A 19,809-nucleotide genomic window follows, 5' to 3' on the forward strand; every position below is an offset into this window, starting at 1 on the left:
CTAATTTAGATTATTATATTAAAAATTACTTAATTGTCAACTTTTCTCATCAATATGTAAAAACATATCATTAAGTTTATAGATTTATTAAAAGTATCGTTGGACAATTATCCAACGATACTTTTTTGTTTTATTTCTTCTCTACGTCTTTAACGTCTTCTTTTTTGTTAGTCCCTTCGATTAGTCCGAAGATTAGTTTTGCTTGGTCTGTATTTTCAATTTGACCTTTGAATAGGTCAGATTGAGGGCCAAAGGCATAAACGTTAACATCTTCTCCCGTATGACCTTTTGTTGTCCAGCCAGTATTTGAATGAACGTCAAAGATTTTACGAATTGGAATTGCTACTGCATCAACTGCTTTTTCATTGTTAGTTTTATTGAGCTCTTGTGCATCTTTAACAGTCTTCTCAACTGAAGCAATCTCTTCATCAGTTAGATCAAATTCAATATAGTCTTTTAATGTTTTCTTTACATCGCCTTTTTCAAGAATTTCTTCTGCCATGAAATCTGGAGTTCTCTTAGCTTGATGAATTGGCTTAGTATCCCAATTGTAAACATCATCAGCTGCAATTGAAAGTCCTCCTGTTGAATGGTCAGCAGTCGCAATAACAATTGTTTCACCATCTTTTTCAGCAAACTCAATTGCTTTTTTGAAGGCTGCTTCGAAGTCTTCCATCTCACTCATAGCACCAACAATATCGTTACTATGTCCTGCCCAGTCAATTTGACTTCCTTCAACCATAAGGAAAAATCCATCTTTATTTTTATCAAGACGTTTGATTGCTGCATCCGTCATGTCAGCAAGCGATGGCGTTTCATCTGTACGGTCAATCATCTTAGGTAGTCCACCAGTTGCAAATAGTCCTAGAATTTGATCACTATTGTCAGCTTCTAATGTTTTTTTGTCAGTAACATGGCTATAACCATCTTTTTCAAATTCTTTTACAAGATTTCTTTCATCACGTTCAAATAGTTTTGAACCACCACCTAGAAGTACATCAATCTTATGTTTGCCATCAATTTTTTCATCAAAGTAGTCATCAGCGATTCTATCCATACTTTTACGTGTTGCTTCGTGAGCACCGTAACCTGCTGGTGTTGCGTGAGTAATTTCTGAGGTAGCAACTAACCCAGTTGACTTACCTTTCTTTTTAGCACGTTCCAAGACGCTTTCAGTATCTGATAAATCGTTGTCTAAACCAATTGCATTATTATAAGTCTTAACTCCTGCTGCCATAGCTGTAGCTGCTGATGCAGAGTCGGTAACATTTTGCTTTGGATCTTCTGGATAAGTAGCTTGTTGTCCAATCAAATATTTATCAAATTCAGTCTGTGAAACAAATCTTTCACCACCATTAGCTTTGTAGTAACGATAGCCTGAAGTATAAGAATTTCCCATACCGTCACCAATCATGAAGATAACATTCTTTACTTTGCCTTTGCTGTTGCTTGCTGATTTACTAGCCCCTGTTCCACTAGCACATCCCGTAAGCAAAGTCCCCATTGCTAAAACCATACCAACTTTGAATAACTTATTCTTTTTCAATTCCTTACATTCTCCATCTAATTTTAAGTATTAATATAATGATATTAATTAGTTCATTTATTAAACAAGTGATTAATTGAACCAACATGATTATTCTATCTTAAAATTTTAAGGTCTTGTGTAAATCCAATGTAAATAATTTGAAAACTTTATGTAAATGAATTTACTTTTGGAGAATTAAAAAAAGCATTTCACTAAAAGTTGAAATACTCTTTTAGGTCAGCTATATAGCCTTCTTTAAGATTTATTTTTTCTAGTAATTCCTCATCATGAGTATGAACTACTCCCGTTTTAAGTTGCTCTTCATATAAGTCTAAGTATGGTAAGTTTTCTTTTTTAGCAAGCTCTAACTCTTCTTCAATATTGAATAAAACCTTTTTGAGTTGGATACTTCCCAAACCAAAATCATCAAATTCTAAAATTGCATATTGAGCCCTAAGGTCTTTTTCAAATTTCTTCCACATTGAAAATGGCTGACCAACTGTTCCTGGATTTAAAATAATTTGCATTTTACTACTATAGCGTATTAGTTGAGTATGAATATGGCCGTATATTGCCATATCATAATCTGAATCAGTAAATAACTTATCAAAATCCTCAGTAGAATTTGTCGCTAAAAGACCACGACCCCAATTTTGATTAGGCAAATTATGACTGATTAATATCTTTATACCGTTTACTTCTTTTTCAATATAAAGTGGAGTACTCCTTAATTCATCAATATACTTTTCATCCAAGTTTTCTTTTAGATACTGACTTAATCGTGTAATATAAACATCTGAGGGAGATTCCAATGAGTTTTCTTTTCCAATCGCTTCCAAAAAGCAATCATCCCAGTTCCCTCGTACTTTAACAGTTATTGGTAGGGTAGACAAGTAATCAAACAATTCATTTGCCCCTGGACCTGGTAATACAATATCACCTAGTAGCCAATATTCTGTCACACCAGATTTCTTTGCATCTTCAATCACAGCCTTCAAGGCGGTAAAGTTACCATGTATATCTGAAATTATCCCAATTTTATGATTCATAATATCCTTTCATCTAACTCCTTATTTTAGAAGCCAACCACCATCTAAAGGAATGATTGCACCTTGCATATAGCTTGCCTTGCCAGATGCTAAAAATAAAGTTAGGTCTGCTACTTCTTCAGGTTGCGCCCATCTTCCGACTGGTGTTTCTTCTGCTACCCATGCAGCCATTTTCCCATCGCCTTCAAAGTCAGCCTTCGTCATGGCAGTTTGAATGGCACCGGGTGCGATTGCAAATATACCGACTCCACTTCTTGCATAATCAAGAGCTAATTGCTTAGTAAATCCTGCAACAGCGTGCTTACTAGAAGTATAGGCAGCTCCTCCGCCTCCAGCCACAAGACTTGCAATACTTGCCATGTTGATGATAATTCCTGATTTTCCTTCAATCATTTTTGGTAGAAAAAGTCTTGTCATTTTAACCATTGACATGAAATTTGTCAGCATAACATTTTCAAACTCAGCCTCACTTGTTTCAAGAAGTGGTTTGTAATTATCTAGAATTCCAGCAGTATTACATAGGATATCAAATTTATCAGGTAACTTTTCCTTTAGTTCATCAAAATCACATGAAGACAAATCAGCTTGAATGAAATTTAATCCTCTGATTTCTTCTGATAGTAAATTTTTATCAATACCCCAAACGCTAGCTCCTGCTTCAAGAAAAGCCTTAGCTTGCGCTAGGCCTATTCCACTTGCCACACCTGTGACAAGGATTTTTTTATTTCTAAAATCAGTCATTTACGGCTACCCAATCAGTCGCCAAAACGTCGCACGGTGTTGGACTCCACATAGAGTATCCTTCACCATCACCTGTAACGTTGATTAGAAAGTATGGTGTAACCTGTAATTCTTGACCATCATCTAAAGTTATTGAATCGTAAAGTTTGATGAAGTTTTCAGCTCCACCCCAACCAGAACGAACGAATTTCTTTCCTTGTTTTAAATCAGGTAAAATTTCTTCAAAAGTCATAATATCTCCTTGCATTTATTGATATGTATATATTATACACTATCTCTTTAGCAAGTTAAATTAAGTGAATTATTCAATAAGTAATCTATCAAATTTTTCAATTTTGCCATCATCTACGAGAAGTGTTTTATCAAAATTTTTCTTGAGGAAATATCTATCATGGGATACTGCTAATAATGTTCCTTGGTAATTTGCGAGAATATTTTCTACTTCTTCTCTGGCAAAAATATCAAGGTGATTAGTCGGTTCGTCCATGATTAGTAGGTTGATTTCATTTTGGAAGATTTTTAATAAGTATAATCTAACTTTTTCTCCCCCTGATAAGTCTTTTAGTCTCTTACTCACATCACCGGCATAAAAACCAAATTTAGCAAGTTCCCTTCTCGCTCTTTCTTCATTTCCAGTTATATCTTTAGTATATTCAATGATTCTTTGATTTTCTTTATCAAATTTTATTACCTGTGGAAGGTAGCCGATTTGAACTGAGTCACTGATTTTCACATTTCCTTGGTCTGGTGATATTTGTCCTAAAATTATTTTGAGTAAGGTTGACTTCCCAGAACCATTTTCACCCATAACTGCAATTCGCTCACCTTTGAAAATAATAAAGTCTGAGTCTTCAAATAGTATTTTTTCACCCATGATTTTGCATAAATCATTAACTTTTACTAATTCCTTACTGGCTTTAATCGTAGTTGATATGTCAACACGGACACGCTTTTTGGTTGTTTCTGGAGCTTTTAGTATGGTCATTCTCTCTATTCGATGCTCAATCTCCTTAGCTTTTTTGTAAAACTTCTCCTCACCACTTTCATTACCCCATTGCCTATATTGGCGGGCTAATTTTCTAAGTCTTGCAAGTTCTGCTTGCTGTAAATCGAAATCCTTTTGCATCTGTTTGATGCGCTCTTTTTTAAGCTTTTGATAGATAGAATAATTTCCAGGATAATCAATTAGTTTGCTGTCTTCAATCTCAATGGTTCTTTGCGTAACATTATCTAAAAACTCTCTATCATGCGAAACGACAATGACTGCTTTCTTGGAATTATTTAAAAAGTTTTCCAGCCAAGAAATCCCTGCCAAATCTAGGTGATTGGTTGGTTCGTCTAGAAGTAGTAAATCAGAATCCGAGACCAGTAGCTTGACTAACTCTACGCGCACACGCTCTCCACCGCTCAAACTGTCGAGACTTTGCTCTAACTTATCCCCTAAACCCAGTCCTTTCAAAACAGAAATTACTCGGTCCTCAATCTCATAACCACCTTGCTTTTCAAACTCTTCCTGCAAACGACCGTAGTAAGCGAGCAACTTATCGTCATAGGTTTCTGGGTCTGCCATCATTCTTTCAACTCTTGATAGCTCCCTTTTTTGTTTACTTATTTGTTCAAAATTTTCAATTATATGTTTGAATACAGCATCCTCACTTATGATTGGATTTTGTTCAAGATAACCAACTTTGACTCCTTTATTTTTACTTACAGTTCCAAATTCTGGATGCTCTTGACCTGATAAAAGTTTTAATAATGTTGTTTTTCCTGTACCGTTATTCCCGACAAGACCAATTCTTTGATTATCAGAAATTGATAAAGATATATTATCAAATAGAGGAAGACCTCCAAAATTCTTTCTTATTTTATTTAGTTGAACTAACATAGTTCCCTCCTTGTTACTTAAGGTGGATATGTTTATTCAAAGAAAAAAGAGACTACGAAAATTCCATAGTCTCTCCTCATTTAAATGAAAAACATCCCACGGCTCTTGATTTTAATTGTCATTTTAGTGTATAGCTCTAAGAAGCTATCTTTGGTAAAAAGGGCGCACTAACCCCACTAAATGGCAACAGTAAAACCAATCATACGTACATCAAAAATATGATTAATGATATTATTTTGCATGTTGTACATATGAGCCATGAAATATTCCTCCTTTTCTAGTATTTTTCTTAATTTTAGCAGATTTTAATGTTTTGTCAACTTTATGTGTAATTAAGAAAGTTATAGTACTTTAATTCTGCTCAAAACTCCCTTTTACTTGCCATGTTAAGCACCTTACACTGCCTCCCATTTTTGCGACTTTAGTGGCATCTATTGGAACGACTTTTTTGTCAGTATTTTCTTCAATGAGTTTTAGAACTTCCTTATCACTTTCTAAACTAAATGTTGGTACATAAAGGCAATCTTTAGTGTAGACAAGGTTTAGATTTATTCCAAAGGCTGATTCGAAACCTGGCCATTTTTCAATATTTTTAGGGATTTTTAATGGTAGTGTGATAATTTTAATTCCTGGTAAGGATTTTTGAAGCTCATCTAGAATACTTTCATCGAATTCTTTGTCATCATACTTATATAAGAGTAGAGTATTTTCATCAATGAAGGCTGTCATGCCGTCAGAGTGAGCTAGAATCTCGTCATCTGGTTCAATTATTGCTACGTGCTTAGCGTCTAATGTCTTTGCTAACTCTTCTTTCCCTTCTTGATATGATAAATCGTTATCTTCTAAAAATCTAGTTGTTGTTATTGCCATTCCAGCATGATTATCTACTATATTTCCACCATCAAGTATTAAGGAACTTTTTCTTCTTTCGAATCCTACTTCATCAGCAAAATCCGTAAATGATTTTTGCACTCTTTTTGAATCTGCTTTTGACATAGAGGCATGGGTATAAATAAATTGTACAGGATTGTTAGGATTCACTGTTGTGAAGTCACGCATCCAAATATCATCAATATTAGCAGTTAAAAGGATATCATCAATACCCTTATTCACATAGAATTTTCGCGTTTTATTATCTACACAAATACGGACATCATCAATACCCGAATCTATCACTTTTTTAGCGTAAGCGATTTGGAAATCAACAATATCTTGAAACACCTTCTTGTAGTATTTATCATCAAGCGAAGGAGCTGATAGTACTAGTGTTGTACCTTCTTCTTTTGAGTATGTAACTTTTTCTTTGTCGCTATTATTCATTGTATTCCAAAACATAAAAACTCCTCCTATGAGAATTAAAGCTATAATAATTAAAAATATTTTTTTCATGTTGATTCCTATTTAGAAAAAGAAGTTGGGTCCCTAGACCACAACTTCCTTTATTTCATTATTATCCGATTACTGAACCGTTTGCAACATCTGGAGCGATTAAAACTTTTAGGCTTCCATCTGCGTCTTCAGCTGACAGGATCATACCTTGGCTGACTAACCCCATCATCTTGCGAGGTTTTAAGTTGGCAACTACTTGCAGTTTTTTACCAACTAATTCTTCTGGATTTGGATAGTATTTAGCGATTCCTGAAAGAATTTGACGGTGTCCTTCATCTCCTGCATCCAAACGGAATTTAAGGAGCTTGTCTGAGCCTTCAACTTTTTCAACTTCAATAACTTCAGCAACCTTGATTTCAACTTTATCAAAGTCTTCGAATTTGATTGCTTTTTCTTTGCTTGAAACTAGTTTTGTGTCTTCAGGAACGAATTCATTATCATCAGATTCTTCTTTTGATACTCCACCTGACATTTGCTCTTTAATGTAGTTTACTTCTACTTCAGTATCAAGACGTGGGAAAATTGGTGTTCCCTTAGCAACTACCTTAGTATTTGGTGCAATTTTTCCAAATTCAAGATTTTCAAATGTATCTTCAAAATCAAGTCCAAGTTGGGCAAAAATTTCTTTAGGTGCATGTGTCAAAACTGGTTGTAAAAGCAAAGCAACAGTTCTAAGCGACTCAGCTAAATGAACCATTACTGAATCAAGCTCTTCTTTTCTGCTTTCATCTTTAGCTAGAATCCATGGAGTTGTTTCATCGATATATTTATTTGCACGACGAATTAAAACCCAAACTTGGTCAAGTGCTTGAGAGAATTGATTGTGGTCAAGTGCTTCATGATAAGCTTTGATGGCACCACTTGCAGTATTTTTAAGGTCCTCGTCAAATTCAGTAACATTTCCTGTGTAAGCTGGAATTACTCCATCACAGTATTTATTAATCATTGCTACCGTACGGTTTAAAAGATTTCCAAGGTCATTAGCTAAATCGAAGTTTACACGGTCAACGAAATCTTCTGGAGTAAATACACCATCATTTTCAATTGTAACCGCACGAGTTAGATAATAACGAAGTGCATCTAATCCGTAACGTTCAACTAACATATCTGGATATACTACGTTACCTTTTGATTTAGACATTTTACCGTCTTTCATGACAATCCAACCGTGTGCTACGACTTTTTTAGGTAATGGAAGGTCAAGAGCCATAAGGATGATCGGCCAGTAAATTGTGTGGAAACGAGTTATTTCTTTTGCAATCATGTGAACATCAGCAGGCCAAAATTTTTGGAAGTTAGAGTCATCGTCTGTTCCATATCCAAGGGCTGTAATATAGTTTAAAAGCGCATCAATCCATACATAAACTACGTGTTTAGGATTTGACGGTACTGGCACTCCCCAAGTATACGTAGTACGAGTTACTGCTAAATCTTCAAGTCCTGGTTTGATGAAGTTATTAAGCATTTCATTTTTACGGAATTCTGGTGTAATAAATTCTGGATGTTCATCATAGTATTCAACTAATCTGTCAGCGTATTTGCTCATTTTGAAGAAATAAGATTCTTCCTTAACAAGTTCAACTTCATTACCACTTGGAGCTTTACCTCCAATAACTTTGCCGTCCGCATCACGATAGATTTCAGCAAGTTGGCTTTCAGTAAAGAATTCTTCGTCTGAAACTGAATACCATCCTTCATATTCACCAAGATAGATGTCACCTTGTGCAAGTAATTGTTCAAATACTTGACCTACAACTTTTTCGTGATAGTCATCTGTTGTACGGATAAATTTATCGTTTGTGATTTCTAGTAAAGTCCATAGGTCTTTAAAGTGCATAGACATTTCATCTACGTAAGCCTGTGGTGTTATGCCTAATTCTTCAGCTTTTTTCTCAATTTTTTGACCGTGTTCATCAGTACCTGTTAAGAAAAACACGTCAAATCCCATTAGTCTCTTGTATCTTGCGAGTACATCACAAAGAACTGTTGAACAAGCATTACCAATATGTAATTTGCCTGATGGGTAGTAAATAGGTGTCGTAATATAATAAGTGTTATCTGTCATGCTTGATAATTTCCTCCAAAAAACAATGTTTGAATCCATTATATCACAAAATATTTGCTTTTTTGCTATAATTAGTAGGATAAGACAACAATAATAGATGGGAACACTAATTAAAATGAAATTTATTTCTTGGAATATTGATTCACTGAATGCAGGTTTAACTGCTACTTCTCCGCGTGGTCAAATGACATTCGGAGTTTTGGAAAACTTAGCTTCTATGAAACCTGATGTCTTGGCTTTACAAGAGACAAAACTTAAGGAAACTGGACCTACAAAAAAACACTTGGAAATTCTTGGAAATCTTTTTCCTGAATATAAAATCGTTTGGCGTTCAAGCTGTGAACCTGCTCGCAAGGGCTATGCTGGTACTATGTTTATTTATAAGGAAGAGTATGCACCAGTCGTTGAACAACCGGAAATTTTAGCGCCTACTACCATGGACTGTGAGGGACGTATTATTACTCTTGAGTTTGATAATTTTTACTTAACTCAAGTTTATACTCCAAATGCTGGTGATGGTTTGAGACGTTTAGAGGATCGTGGACTATGGGATGATAAATATCGTGAATACTTACATACCCTTGATGCAAATAAACCTGTAATCGCCTGTGGTGACTATAATGTAGCTCACAAGGAAATTGACCTTAAGAATCCAAATTCAAATAGACAATCACCAGGTTTCACAATTGAAGAACGTAATAAATTTACTGAGCTTTTAGATGCTGGATTTACTGATACGTTCAGATATAAACATGGTGATGTGCCAGAACGTTATACTTGGTGGGCACAACGCTCTAAAACAAGTAAAATCAATAACTCTGGATGGAGAATCGACTACTGGTTAGTAAGTAACAGAATTGCTGACAAGGTTGAAGTATCTGATATGATTGATAGTGGCGCAAGACAAGACCACACACCAATTATTTTAGAAATTAATATCTAAAAATATAAGAAAAAGGATTTGGCAAATGCCAAGTCCTTTTGAGCTGTTAAAAGTCTTGTATCTCGATAATATTAATCAATTCATCTTTTACAGACTGAATTACATAGTCAGCAACCTCCATTAATTTCTTGTTTCCTTTGATGGCAATACCACGTCCCACCATTTGAAGCATATCAATATCATTTCCACCATCACCAACAGCAATGCAATCGTTCGGCGAAATATTATGATGAGTTAAACTTTCCATTATTCCATTAGTTTTTGAAACTTCCTGCTCCAAAACACTAATTATAAAAGGGTGCCAACGCAATAAATACATGTCAGGAAAAGAACTTCTAAGTTGCTCATCCATGCTCTCATCACAGAAGGCACACATTAAATATATATCTTCCACTTCTTCAACATCAATAAGAGGTAAATCCAAAGCATTAATATTCATCGCTTCTTTTAAACCCACTATTATTTTATTATCCACCACTCCATTTGTCAGCATATCCTCACTATAAAAAGTTGCTGGAATATTTTTTTCAGAGCAAAAGTCATCAAAAATCTTGATCTTAGTTGCAGAAATAGGTATTGAATGAAATCTCTTCCTTGCTGTAACCAAAGAACCATTTGCACTTACTATGTAATCTACTAAATTTTCATCCAATAAATATTGGCAATGATTTAGCGGCCTACCAGTTGCTAAAATAATAAGAAAATTTTTATCCTTTAAATTCTTCAAAAGTATTTTTATCTTATCTGATATAATCTCTTCACCTTTTAATAATAGAGTTCCATCATAATCAAATATTATTACTTTATTTTCTTTCATAACAAACTATTCTCTTTTTTGTTTTCATTATATCATATTATAATATTTAATTTTATAAAAAATGGACCTTACCGGTCCATTTAAATATATAACTACGAAAATTTATTTCCTAAGAAAACAATAGCAAACATTACTAAAATAAAAGCTAAGGTAATCAACCATGACTGATATCTTGCAAAATTTAGTGTATAGCCAAGTCCACTTCTTTTTTGAACAATATAGGCAACATCATCTTTATTGTAATATAAGATTCCAAGTTTCCATGCAGATTTATCTTCAACTATTGGATAGGAATGACCCTTACGTATTTTCAATAGTATAAATATATAGGTCACGATATAAATAGTGGTTAAACTTAAAATTGCAAGCATGACATATCTTAAACTTCTTATATTAAAACAAGTCATCATCTGAACAGTAAAGAAAATTAATTGCATTAGGATAAACAAATTAAATAATAATTTAGAGTTAGTTAGTCTAACTTCTTCATTTATCTTCAATGAATCTTTTGGGTTGGAAGAAGAAAGTTGAATTTTTGATGCTTTCATCATTTCATTACAAACAATAAAAATAATCAACATTACAGTCTGAATTAGCGGCATACAAAGAACTGAGTACAAACTTTTCTCTGTAAATTGATTTGGATTCATCAAGGCATCAAAATGTGTCGGAATCTGATTAGGAATTTTATCATAAAAGGCAAATGTAAAAATCAACTCACTAACGACTGCAATCAAATAAACGATTATATACCTGCTAGTAGTGACAACGGGAACTCTGGTTCTGGAATCGAGGCTAGCGTATCTTTTTTGAGTACCCATCTACTCATCCTCCATTTTACTTTCTATTTTCTTCAAATTTTCTTGATAAAGTGCCGAAAAGTCATCTTCGCTAAGTTCCAACAACTTTTCATTAATGATGATTTTATAAAGCAAATCATCCATCTCTTCCCTCCATGAACCGTTTTCTTTGAAGTTTTCTACTTCATTTACAACAAAACGATTTCGTCTACGGAGCAAAATTCCTTCATCTTCAAGCAATTTATATGCCTTGTTAACGGTATGTAAGTTAATACCCAAATCTCCAGCCAACTCACGAACACTAGGCATCTCCTGACCTGAGTTAACCTTTTTATTGGCAACTCCTTTTTTTATTTCCCAGATTAACTGTTCATAAATAGGCGTTGAACTTTCTAAATCAATTTCAATAATCATATCTCACCTCTTTGTTATATAAGTAATATAACATATATAATGAATATAGCAAGAAAAAAGAAACTAGTATATCTAGTTTCTAAAATGTTTATGATATTTCAACCAAATTATTGATGTATTTCAGATTACACTACCCAAATTATACATTTTATCAAAATGAATAACATGATTTGAGCTAAGACGATGACTTACCATAATTAAAGTTATATCTTCCCTTTTTAATAAATAATCTTCAATTTCAAATGCTGATTTTTCATCTAGTGCGGAAGTACTTTCATCAAATAATATTATATTTTTGTTTGAAATTAATCCACGCGCAATAGCAATTCTTTGAGCCTGACCTCCTGAAATATTTGATCCATTACCAGATATCACCGTATCAAGCCCATAATTCAAGCTATCAAGCCAGTCCTCCATACCTACTTTTCTAATAGCCTGATTTAGGACATCATCAGAAATATTTCTTCCCAGCAATATATTTTCTCTAATAGTCGCATTAAATATATGAGGTTTTTGTTTCAAATAAGTTATATTCTTTTGTAAACTTTGAAAATTCAAAGAAGTGTAGTCAACATTGTCAAAAGCAACTTTTCCTTTATATTCACTCAGCTTACCAGATAAGATATTAAGTATTGTGGTTTTACCACTTCCTGATGGACCAATTAATGCATGCTTGTTATTTTTCATTATTTCAATATTTATTGTATCTAAAATTTTTGATTCTTTTTTGTTATATCCATAGGTTAAATCAGTTAATTTTATATTCTCAGAAAATTCTTCAATTAATTTTCCTGACTTTTCATCAGTTCTAATCTTTTCAAATTTATCAAAAATAGAATCAATTGTTCTCATTTCAATTATATTTGCACTCATACCTGTTAAACTTGAAAAAATGGTTGCCGAAAAATATTGCGCCCCACTTATTGCGCCAATTGGAACTAGTTTATTAATGAATAAATATCCTGTTTGAACTAAAATTAAAAGTTGACTAAACAAACTCATACCATTGGTTGATGCAAACAACTTCCCTGATAAATCAGCATAAGAAACTTTTTTGACTGCTAATTTTTCTGAACCTTTGATTATTTTCCCTAGCAGAAATTGATCGTCTTCAGTCAAAAACAGACTATCGTATCCATTGAAAGAATCTGTAACCTCATCAGTCAAACTTTCATTTGCTTTCGTGACCTCAACCATTTTATTATTTAAAATCTTACTGAAAAACTTAGGGACAATAATCATAACAACAGACAAAAATAAAGTTGTAATTATCAAAGTGAAATTTAGAGAAAATAAAGCTATACCACAGAAAATTAGATTAGCAATTTGTCTAACGATCATCTGTAAATTTTCATAGCCATAATCATTGATAACTTGGATATCGTTAATTAGCCAGGATACATATGTTGCTTCATTTTGTTTATGAAACTTCTGATAGTCTAATTTGAAAACTTTTTTTGCAATGTCTTCTCTAATTTTGATATTAGTCTTTTGTATAACTTTAGCAATTAAAAGTCTATCCAAATATATTTGTAATACCCAAATAAACAAGGTAATAAACAATATTATTATCCATTTAATAAATCCTTGAACATCATAATTTGCAAGACTCGTTAAAGAATTTGACGTTGATAAACCCCAGATAGTAGAACAAGCTGAACCGATCAATGTCCATATTAAAACTATTATATTTTCACGCCAAAACATCAGAAGGTAATATTTGAAATTCATAAATTACCCCTTAATCCTTAAATTAGCTTGATAACGTTCTAACAGTTCCTTTGTCAAAGTACCATTCTTGACCGCTTCTTTCACAGCACATTTTGGTTCACTATCATGTTTGCAATCATTAAATTTACAAGAAGTAGCTAGCTCATAAATGGGCTGAAATAATAGTTCATCTGACCTTTCATCCTTAGTCGTATCAATAGTTTTAAAACCGGGAGTATCGATTATATAACCCATCCCTGGCTCCAAAGCTATCATGGTTGAACCTGTTGTCGTATGCTTCCCCTTCCCATCACTTCTTACTTCATTAGTCCTTTCACTACCTGTATTTTCTCCAGTTAAAAAGTTAATTAAGGTTGATTTTCCGGCGCCCGATGCGCCTATAATGATTGATGTATCATTATCATTTAGTAGGGATTTTAATACATCAAATGACTTTCCGTTGCTTGTAGTTAATGGAATTACTTTTAAGTTAGGATATAGACCTGTAATTTGGTCATGAATTTTTTTGAATTTCTTTTTGAAATCTGATTTTGTCAAAAGAATAATTAACTCGGCATCTTTAATACTGAATGTTGCTACATAACGTTCTAACTTTGAAATCGTAAAACGTTGGTCGCAGGCAAGCGCGATAAAAATCCTATCAACATTTGCTGCCATAGCTTGCTCTTCTTCTTTAAAATGTACACTTTTACGTGCTTCTGAAGATTTTTTTGAAATAAGATTTTTTCTTTCCAATAAATCTTCTAAAAAAACATGCTCAGCTTTTTGAATATAGGTTACAAAATCCCCAACTACAAAATCTCTAGCATCTTTTTTGATTTTTTTAGCTTGAATTCTACTCTCGTCTTCTTTAACAAGAGTGTAGCTATTATTGTCTTTTTTAATAATACGGGCAAGATTATTTTCAGAAATTTCAAGACATTTTCTGCCTTCTATAAACTTCTTTAAACCAAAATCTTTTACCTTATTTGCAATGCTTAAATCTACCAAATATTTCTCCTTTGTCTTTTCAAAAAATGAAAAGGAAAGGTTAATAAGCAGTAATTCGCATCAGCTAGTGATTTCCTAGTCCACCGTCACCAAATCTTCATTATTTTTACGAGTAAAGTGAATATGATACGAACTTCTGGTTTTATTAACTTTAGATTCTGCTGTATTCATATGCCACACCTCCTTTGTGTCTTTATTAAAATTAAGAATACTTTATTTTATATATAAAGTCAAAGAAAAACCAAAACTTCGATTTTGGTTTTCTTTTATTCTATAAGCTCAATTTCTGAATCAAAATATTTCTCCAAAAATTCAACTGCTTGATATATTTCTTGTGCGGAGTAAGTTTGATTAGCTTCTGCGATCACCCACTTATCTTCAACATCATCTTTTCGCCTTATAATAGCTACTAGATAGCCTGTAAATTCTTTAAGTGGTTCATCTGATGTCCTTAAAACATAGGCATCTTGCTCTTCACCATCACCTGCAATTATACCTGCTATATATCCATAATTTATTGGATAAATATTACCAAAGTCATCCTGATATCCAATGGGTCGGTCAATAGTTACTTTAAGCAGCAGTCTTTCCATGACTTCCTCCTTAGATTTTACAGATTGTACTCACTACGATAGCCAATTTGGACAATTTTTCCATCTTTTAACAGGATTGGTCGCTTAATAAGCATTCCATCAGTTGAAAGTAAATCTGCAGCTTCTTGGTCTGTCATTTTATCAATCTTGTCTTTTAGTCCAAGTTCACGATATTTTATACCACTTGTATTAAAGAATTTCTTTTTATCAAGACCTGATTCATTAATCCAAGATAAGATTAAATCTGCTTTTGGCGGATTCTCCTTTAGGTCAATACTTTCATATTTAATTCCAGCATCATCTAGCTGTTTTTTAGCTTTTTTACAAGTTGAACACTTGCTATAACAATAAAATGTATACATATATTTCCCCTATTTTCCATTAGTTATTCTCTAATTATATCAAATCAAGTATTTACGTAAAGAAAAATGGTGAGAATAAAAAAACCAGACCGAAATCTGATTTTTATCTTGCTATGCATTCGACTTGCTAAGACTCTTTACTCCTTATGTCGTAAAATCATCATCATCTACGCTTTTACTTCGCTGTCCATAAAACTAAACAAATAAATTTGTAAGTTTTAATGGCTAGGGCGTCGAAGAACCTTTTCCGTACTTCGCTTCGCTACGTTGTCCATGAAACTACCGCAAATAAAATTTACGAGTTTCAATGGCAACCGTTCATAAAAAAAACCAGACCGAAATCTGATTTTTATCTTGCTTTGCATTCGACTTGCTAAGACTCTTTACTCCTTATGTCGTAAAATCATCTAGGGCGTCGAAGAACCTTTTCCGTACTTCGCTTCGCTACGTTGTCCATGAAACTAGCGCAAATAAAATTTGCGAGTTTCAATGGCAACCGTTCATAAAAAAACCAGATCGAAATCTGATTTTTATCTTATATCTTATAGAGAAGCTGGGTCAACTTTAACGCCAGGTCCCATTGTTGTTGTTAATGTTAAGCTTGTGATATAAGTTCCTTTTGCAGTTGCAGGTTTTGCAGCAGCAATGATGTTGTTGATTGTTTTGAAGTTTTCAACAAGTTTAGCATCATCAAATGATACTTTACCGATTGGAACATGAACAATACCAGCTTTATCAGCACGGTAAGTTACTTTACCAGCTTTAACTTCTTCAACTGCTTTAGTTACGTCCATAGTAACTGTACCAGTTTTAGGGTTTGGCATAAGGTTACGAGGTCCAAGAACACGTCCTAGACGTCCAACTACAGCCATCATGTCTGGAGTTGCAACTACAACGTCAAAGTCAAGCCATCCACCATTAATTTTAGCAACTAATTCGTCGTCACCAACGTAGTCTGCACCAGCAGCTTCAGCTTCTTTAGCTTTTTCACCTTTAGCGAAAACTAAAACTTTTTGAGTTTTACCAGTTCCGTTTGGAAGCACTACAGCTCCACGGATTTGTTGGTCAGCTTTTTTAACATCGATATTTAAGTTGTAAGCAACTTCTACAGTTGCATCAAATTTTGCAAAGTTAGTTTCTTTTGCAAGAGCTACAGCTTCTTCAGCGCTGTAAACTTTTGTGCTGTCTACTTTTTCAATAGCAGCAGTCATTTGTTTGCTTTTTTTAGCCATTTTTATTTTCTCCTTTGTGGTATTTACGGGTCTTGTATATACTCAGATTTTATCTAAAAATATACTTATCCTCCCACCCGAACTTCGTGGGAATTGTAATCTGAAAACTTTTAAATTACCAATTGATAATTTAATAAACTTTCTCTTAGTCTTCTACAACGAAGCCCATTGAACGTGCAGTACCTTCGATCATGCGCATAGCTGATTCAATGTCACTAGCGTTTAAGTCAGGCATTTTAGTTTCAGCAATTTCTTGAACTTGTGCACGAGTTACAGTTGCAACTTTTTTCTTGTTAGGTTCACCAGAACCTTTTTCAACACCTGCAGCTTTTTTCAAAAGAACAGCAGCTGGTGGAGTTTTAGTAATGAATGTAAATGATTTATCTTCATAAACACTGATTACAACTGGGATGATCATACCAGCTTGGTCAGCTGTACGAGCGTTGAATTCTTTAGTGAATCCCATGATGTTGATCCCTGCTTGACCTAATGCTGGTCCAACTGGTGGAGCTGGTGTTGCTTTACCGGCAGGAATTTGTAATTTTACAAGTTTTTCTACTTTTTTAGCCACGATAATTTCCTCCTATTTTATATGACGCTTAAGACCAATGTCCTAACACGTTCATCGTGATGTGGTTTAATGGCGGACGAACCACCTCCCACGCGAGTGTGATTAAACACACCTAAATATTATAACAAGTAACATCACTTAAGTCAATACAAATGATATAATAAATTAAAATATATTTTTCAGCTAAAGGCAGGTGACATTTTTTATGAAAGAAAGTCAATTTATACAGATATTGCAATCTAACCCTGATTTTATGGAACTACTTGCTATTGTCGATAATTTAAAACTTAAAGATTCCTGGATTTGTGCAGGAACTATTCGTAACCTCATGTGGAACTATTTATCAGGTAGAAATTCGCTTGATAAAAATACAGATATTGATGTAATTTTCTACGATAAATCAATTCCCTATGAAAAAAACTTTCTCATACAAGAAAAGTTAAAAGCTTCATATCCCCATTATGAATGGGAAGTCAAAAATCAAGTTTATATGCACTCTCATAATTTGAACACCTCTCCTTACTTAAATTCTAGAGATGCAGTTTCTAAATTTCCTGAAAAATGTACTGCTATTGCTTGTCGTATAAATTCTCAAGATATGGAAATTGAACTTTTTGCACCATATGGAGTTTCCGATATCGTAGATTTTATTATTGCACCAACTCCTCATTTTGCATCTAATGAGGAACGAATGCTGATTTTCAAGGAAAGAATGCAGAAAAAAACTTGGACAACTGAATGGCCCAAGCTTAGGTATTTATTTTAGTAGAGTTATGCATTTTATTATATAGAAATCCTATTATTAGCGCTAAAATCATGAGCACAACAACTATGAAAATATACATATAAATATTGAATGATAAACAATGTATTGAGAAAAACTGCATTATTTGAACTAAGATGTAATTGACAATTATTGTACCAAGAAATGTCTTCCACATTGATAAATTTGTTTCACGTAATATGTTTAAAGATAAAATTGTAACAATTATAACTATCCCGTCGGTGTATAGATTTACAACATCTTGACGTTTTACAACTATCTGATCAATTCCCATAATGATAAGGATTAATAGTGTTATTTCAATATTCGATTTAATCGTTTTAAAAAACATTTCCTTTGTCATTATTTCGCTCCTTACAATATTTTTCTAAGTATAATATATCATTTTAAGAATTTCATTATTATTAAATTTAGTAAGTTAATGATAACTTTTATCACAAAAATATGTTAAAATTATTACACAATATTTTAAAGCATTTGCAAAAAAATAAAAGGAGAACAATATGAGTCTATTCGTCATAATCGGTGCACAAGCTGTAGGAAAAATGTCTGTTGGTAGAACTCTTGAAGAAAATATCAATGGAAAACTTCTCTATAATCATCAAACCATTGATTTATTTGCTAATTATCTCAATTATACAGAAGATGCATTTAGACTTTCAGATTTAACAAGAAAAGAATTATTTCAGTCTTTTGTCAAAAATCCTGAAACTAATGCTACTGATTCATTAATCTTTACTGTTGTTATAAATTTTGGTTGTCAAGATGATATTAATTTCTTACATGATATCTCAAACATCTTTACAGATGCAGGTCAAAAAGTATATTTAATTGAACTTGTAACAGATGTTGAAACTAGATTAAGTCGTAATGTTCATGAAGAACGATTGAATGCAAAACCCTCTAAGCGAAATCTTGAATTTTCACGTAATGAAATTATCGAAACAAATAATAATCTTCAACTTGTAAGTACAGACGGACAGGTTGAAAAAGAATTCCCTACTGTTAATTATATAAAAATTGATAACACCGACTTATCTCAAAAACAGGTGGTTGATAAAATTATCAAAACTTTTAAATTATGATATAAGAAAAGCGAATTGGCTATATTCCAATTCGCTTTCTTTTTAATTTTTATTTAAATTTCTTAAAAGTTCATCAATCTTATTTCCATATTCAACTGATTCATCTTTAACGAAAATAAGTTCTGGAACTTTATAAAGGCTCATACGTTTTGCAAGTTCACTACGAATAACTCCATTAGCTTTTTTAAATGCTTTTTGAGCTTTTTCGTTATCGCTTGCCAAATCACTAAGAAGACTATAGTAGATTGAAGCTTGACTTAAATCTCCAGTAACCTTAACATCAGTGATATTTACGTCTTCTAATCGTGGATCACGGATTTTATTATGTAAAATATCATTTATTTCACGTTTAATTTCTGTTGAAACACGATCTGAACGAAAGTTTGCCATAGAAATTCCTCCTTTATTTGATAATTAAATTTTTTTTATATCTGATTCTTAATTTCATTGAATTAAAGTAAGTCTACTATAAAACTTAAGCAACTAAAGTTGCTAGTTTTAATCGCTAGTAACTTCAATGGACCAGATTCACTATCTTCAAGAGTTTCACTCTTTTCGCTGTCGATAGAACTATGTCAAATAAAATTTGACAGTCCTAATCGCAATCTCTTTACTCCTTATTCAGTCGTAAAATCAATACTACACTTCGTTTCGATGTCGATTATACTGTAGCGAGCAAAGCTCACTAGTATAAGTCGCAAGTGATCTGGAGAACCTTTTTGGGTATCTTCATTTCATTACGCTGTCCATGAAACTTACAAGAGTAAACTCTTGAGTTTCAATGGCAACTGTTCATCATCTTTTCAAGATGACTCCTACTTACGTTAACT

General features: G+C 33.1%; 21 protein-coding genes. 3 read left to right on the top strand and 18 right to left on the bottom strand.

Annotation, left to right across the window (positions count from 1 at the left end; genetic code table 11):
* Nucleotides 1-130 precede the first annotated feature (130 nt).
* The 7 genes from BG261_RS03020 to metG form a co-directional block, all read right to left on the bottom strand.
* Nucleotides 131-1,516: an alkaline phosphatase gene (locus BG261_RS03020; RefSeq protein ID WP_070791773.1), complete on the bottom strand. Its 1,386-nt coding sequence runs from the start codon at nt 1,514-1,516 to the stop codon at nt 131-133.
* A 224-nt stretch (nt 1,517-1,740) separates the two neighbouring features.
* Nucleotides 1,741-2,577 (bottom strand): metallophosphoesterase family protein, encoded by an 837-nt coding sequence (locus BG261_RS03025; RefSeq protein ID WP_070791713.1) that lies wholly within the window; start codon nt 2,575-2,577, stop codon nt 1,741-1,743.
* Between the two features lie 21 nt (nt 2,578-2,598).
* On the bottom strand, nt 2,599-3,318 hold the full coding sequence (locus BG261_RS03030; protein WP_070791715.1) for a 3-oxoacyl-ACP reductase: 720 nt from the start codon (nt 3,316-3,318) through the stop codon (nt 2,599-2,601).
* Nucleotides 3,311-3,550 (bottom strand): DUF2829 domain-containing protein, encoded by a 240-nt coding sequence (locus tag BG261_RS03035; protein ID WP_070788187.1) that lies wholly within the window; start codon nt 3,548-3,550, stop codon nt 3,311-3,313. Before BG261_RS03035 ends, BG261_RS03030 begins: the two co-directional genes overlap by 8 nt.
* A gap of 69 nt (nt 3,551-3,619) precedes the next feature.
* Nucleotides 3,620-5,203 (bottom strand): ribosomal protection-like ABC-F family protein, encoded by a 1,584-nt coding sequence (abc-f, locus tag BG261_RS03040; protein WP_070791718.1) that lies wholly within the window; start codon nt 5,201-5,203, stop codon nt 3,620-3,622.
* Between the two features lie 351 nt (nt 5,204-5,554).
* On the bottom strand, nt 5,555-6,538 hold the full coding sequence (locus BG261_RS03045) for an agmatine deiminase family protein (RefSeq protein ID WP_206598613.1): 984 nt from the start codon (nt 6,536-6,538) through the stop codon (nt 5,555-5,557).
* Nucleotides 6,539-6,653: 115 nt separating this feature from the next.
* The gene (metG, locus tag BG261_RS03050) at nt 6,654-8,657 is read right to left on the bottom strand and encodes a methionine--tRNA ligase (RefSeq protein WP_070791722.1); all 2,004 of its coding nucleotides are present in this window, start codon (nt 8,655-8,657) and stop codon (nt 6,654-6,656) included.
* 115 nt (nt 8,658-8,772) lie between these two features.
* Between metG and BG261_RS03055 the strand changes: the two genes are divergently transcribed.
* On the top strand, nt 8,773-9,600 hold the full coding sequence (locus BG261_RS03055) for an exodeoxyribonuclease III (protein WP_070791774.1): 828 nt from the start codon (nt 8,773-8,775) through the stop codon (nt 9,598-9,600).
* A gap of 46 nt (nt 9,601-9,646) precedes the next feature.
* Here BG261_RS03055 and BG261_RS03060 read toward each other — a convergent pair whose 3' ends face one another.
* The 9 genes from BG261_RS03060 to rplK form a co-directional block, all read right to left on the bottom strand.
* The gene (locus BG261_RS03060; RefSeq protein ID WP_070791723.1) at nt 9,647-10,417 is read right to left on the bottom strand and encodes an HAD hydrolase family protein; all 771 of its coding nucleotides are present in this window, start codon (nt 10,415-10,417) and stop codon (nt 9,647-9,649) included.
* A gap of 92 nt (nt 10,418-10,509) precedes the next feature.
* On the bottom strand, nt 10,510-11,238 hold the full coding sequence (locus BG261_RS03065) for a DUF1648 domain-containing protein (protein ID WP_070791724.1): 729 nt from the start codon (nt 11,236-11,238) through the stop codon (nt 10,510-10,512).
* Nucleotides 11,239-11,631 carry a GntR family transcriptional regulator gene (locus BG261_RS03070; protein ID WP_070791725.1) on the bottom strand — a complete coding sequence of 131 codons (393 nt, stop codon included), beginning with the start codon at nt 11,629-11,631 and terminating at the stop codon, nt 11,239-11,241.
* Between the two features lie 120 nt (nt 11,632-11,751).
* On the bottom strand, nt 11,752-13,362 hold the full coding sequence (locus BG261_RS03075; RefSeq protein WP_070791726.1) for an ATP-binding cassette domain-containing protein: 1,611 nt from the start codon (nt 13,360-13,362) through the stop codon (nt 11,752-11,754).
* Nucleotides 13,363-13,365: 3 nt separating this feature from the next.
* Nucleotides 13,366-14,352 carry a ribosome small subunit-dependent GTPase A gene (rsgA, locus tag BG261_RS03080; protein WP_070791727.1) on the bottom strand — a complete coding sequence of 329 codons (987 nt, stop codon included), beginning with the start codon at nt 14,350-14,352 and terminating at the stop codon, nt 13,366-13,368.
* A 266-nt stretch (nt 14,353-14,618) separates the two neighbouring features.
* Nucleotides 14,619-14,945 carry an inorganic pyrophosphatase gene (locus tag BG261_RS03085; RefSeq protein WP_070791728.1) on the bottom strand — a complete coding sequence of 109 codons (327 nt, stop codon included), beginning with the start codon at nt 14,943-14,945 and terminating at the stop codon, nt 14,619-14,621.
* A 17-nt stretch (nt 14,946-14,962) separates the two neighbouring features.
* On the bottom strand, nt 14,963-15,307 hold the full coding sequence (locus BG261_RS03090) for an arsenate reductase family protein (RefSeq protein WP_070791729.1): 345 nt from the start codon (nt 15,305-15,307) through the stop codon (nt 14,963-14,965).
* A gap of 542 nt (nt 15,308-15,849) precedes the next feature.
* The gene (gene rplA / locus BG261_RS03095; RefSeq protein WP_070788198.1) at nt 15,850-16,539 is read right to left on the bottom strand and encodes a 50S ribosomal protein L1; all 690 of its coding nucleotides are present in this window, start codon (nt 16,537-16,539) and stop codon (nt 15,850-15,852) included.
* Nucleotides 16,540-16,684: 145 nt separating this feature from the next.
* Entirely contained in the window at nt 16,685-17,110 is a 426-nt protein-coding gene (gene rplK / locus BG261_RS03100) for a 50S ribosomal protein L11 (protein WP_070788199.1), read from the bottom strand.
* 205 nt (nt 17,111-17,315) lie between these two features.
* On the opposite strand from rplK, the gene BG261_RS03105 reads away from it, so the two are divergent.
* On the top strand, nt 17,316-17,876 hold the full coding sequence (locus BG261_RS03105; RefSeq protein ID WP_070791730.1) for a nucleotidyltransferase family protein: 561 nt from the start codon (nt 17,316-17,318) through the stop codon (nt 17,874-17,876).
* Here the strand turns inward: BG261_RS03105 and BG261_RS03110 are convergent.
* Nucleotides 17,860-18,237 (bottom strand): hypothetical protein, encoded by a 378-nt coding sequence (locus BG261_RS03110; protein ID WP_070791731.1) that lies wholly within the window; start codon nt 18,235-18,237, stop codon nt 17,860-17,862. The two genes, BG261_RS03105 and BG261_RS03110, sit on opposite strands and share 17 nt — an antisense overlap.
* 160 nt (nt 18,238-18,397) lie before the next feature.
* Between BG261_RS03110 and BG261_RS03115 the strand changes: the two genes are divergently transcribed.
* Nucleotides 18,398-18,979 carry a hypothetical protein gene (locus BG261_RS03115; RefSeq protein WP_070791732.1) on the top strand — a complete coding sequence of 194 codons (582 nt, stop codon included), beginning with the start codon at nt 18,398-18,400 and terminating at the stop codon, nt 18,977-18,979.
* 42 nt (nt 18,980-19,021) lie between these two features.
* On the opposite strand, the gene rbfA is transcribed toward BG261_RS03115, so the two are convergent.
* Nucleotides 19,022-19,369, bottom strand: a complete 348-nt coding sequence (gene rbfA / locus BG261_RS03120) for a 30S ribosome-binding factor RbfA (protein ID WP_070791733.1) — start codon at nt 19,367-19,369, stop codon at nt 19,022-19,024.
* Between the last annotated feature and the right edge of the window lie 440 nt (nt 19,370-19,809).

It is taken from the genome of Floricoccus tropicus, assembly GCF_001832905.1.
GTDB classification, from domain to species: Bacteria; Bacillota; Bacilli; order Lactobacillales; family Streptococcaceae; genus Floricoccus; species Floricoccus tropicus.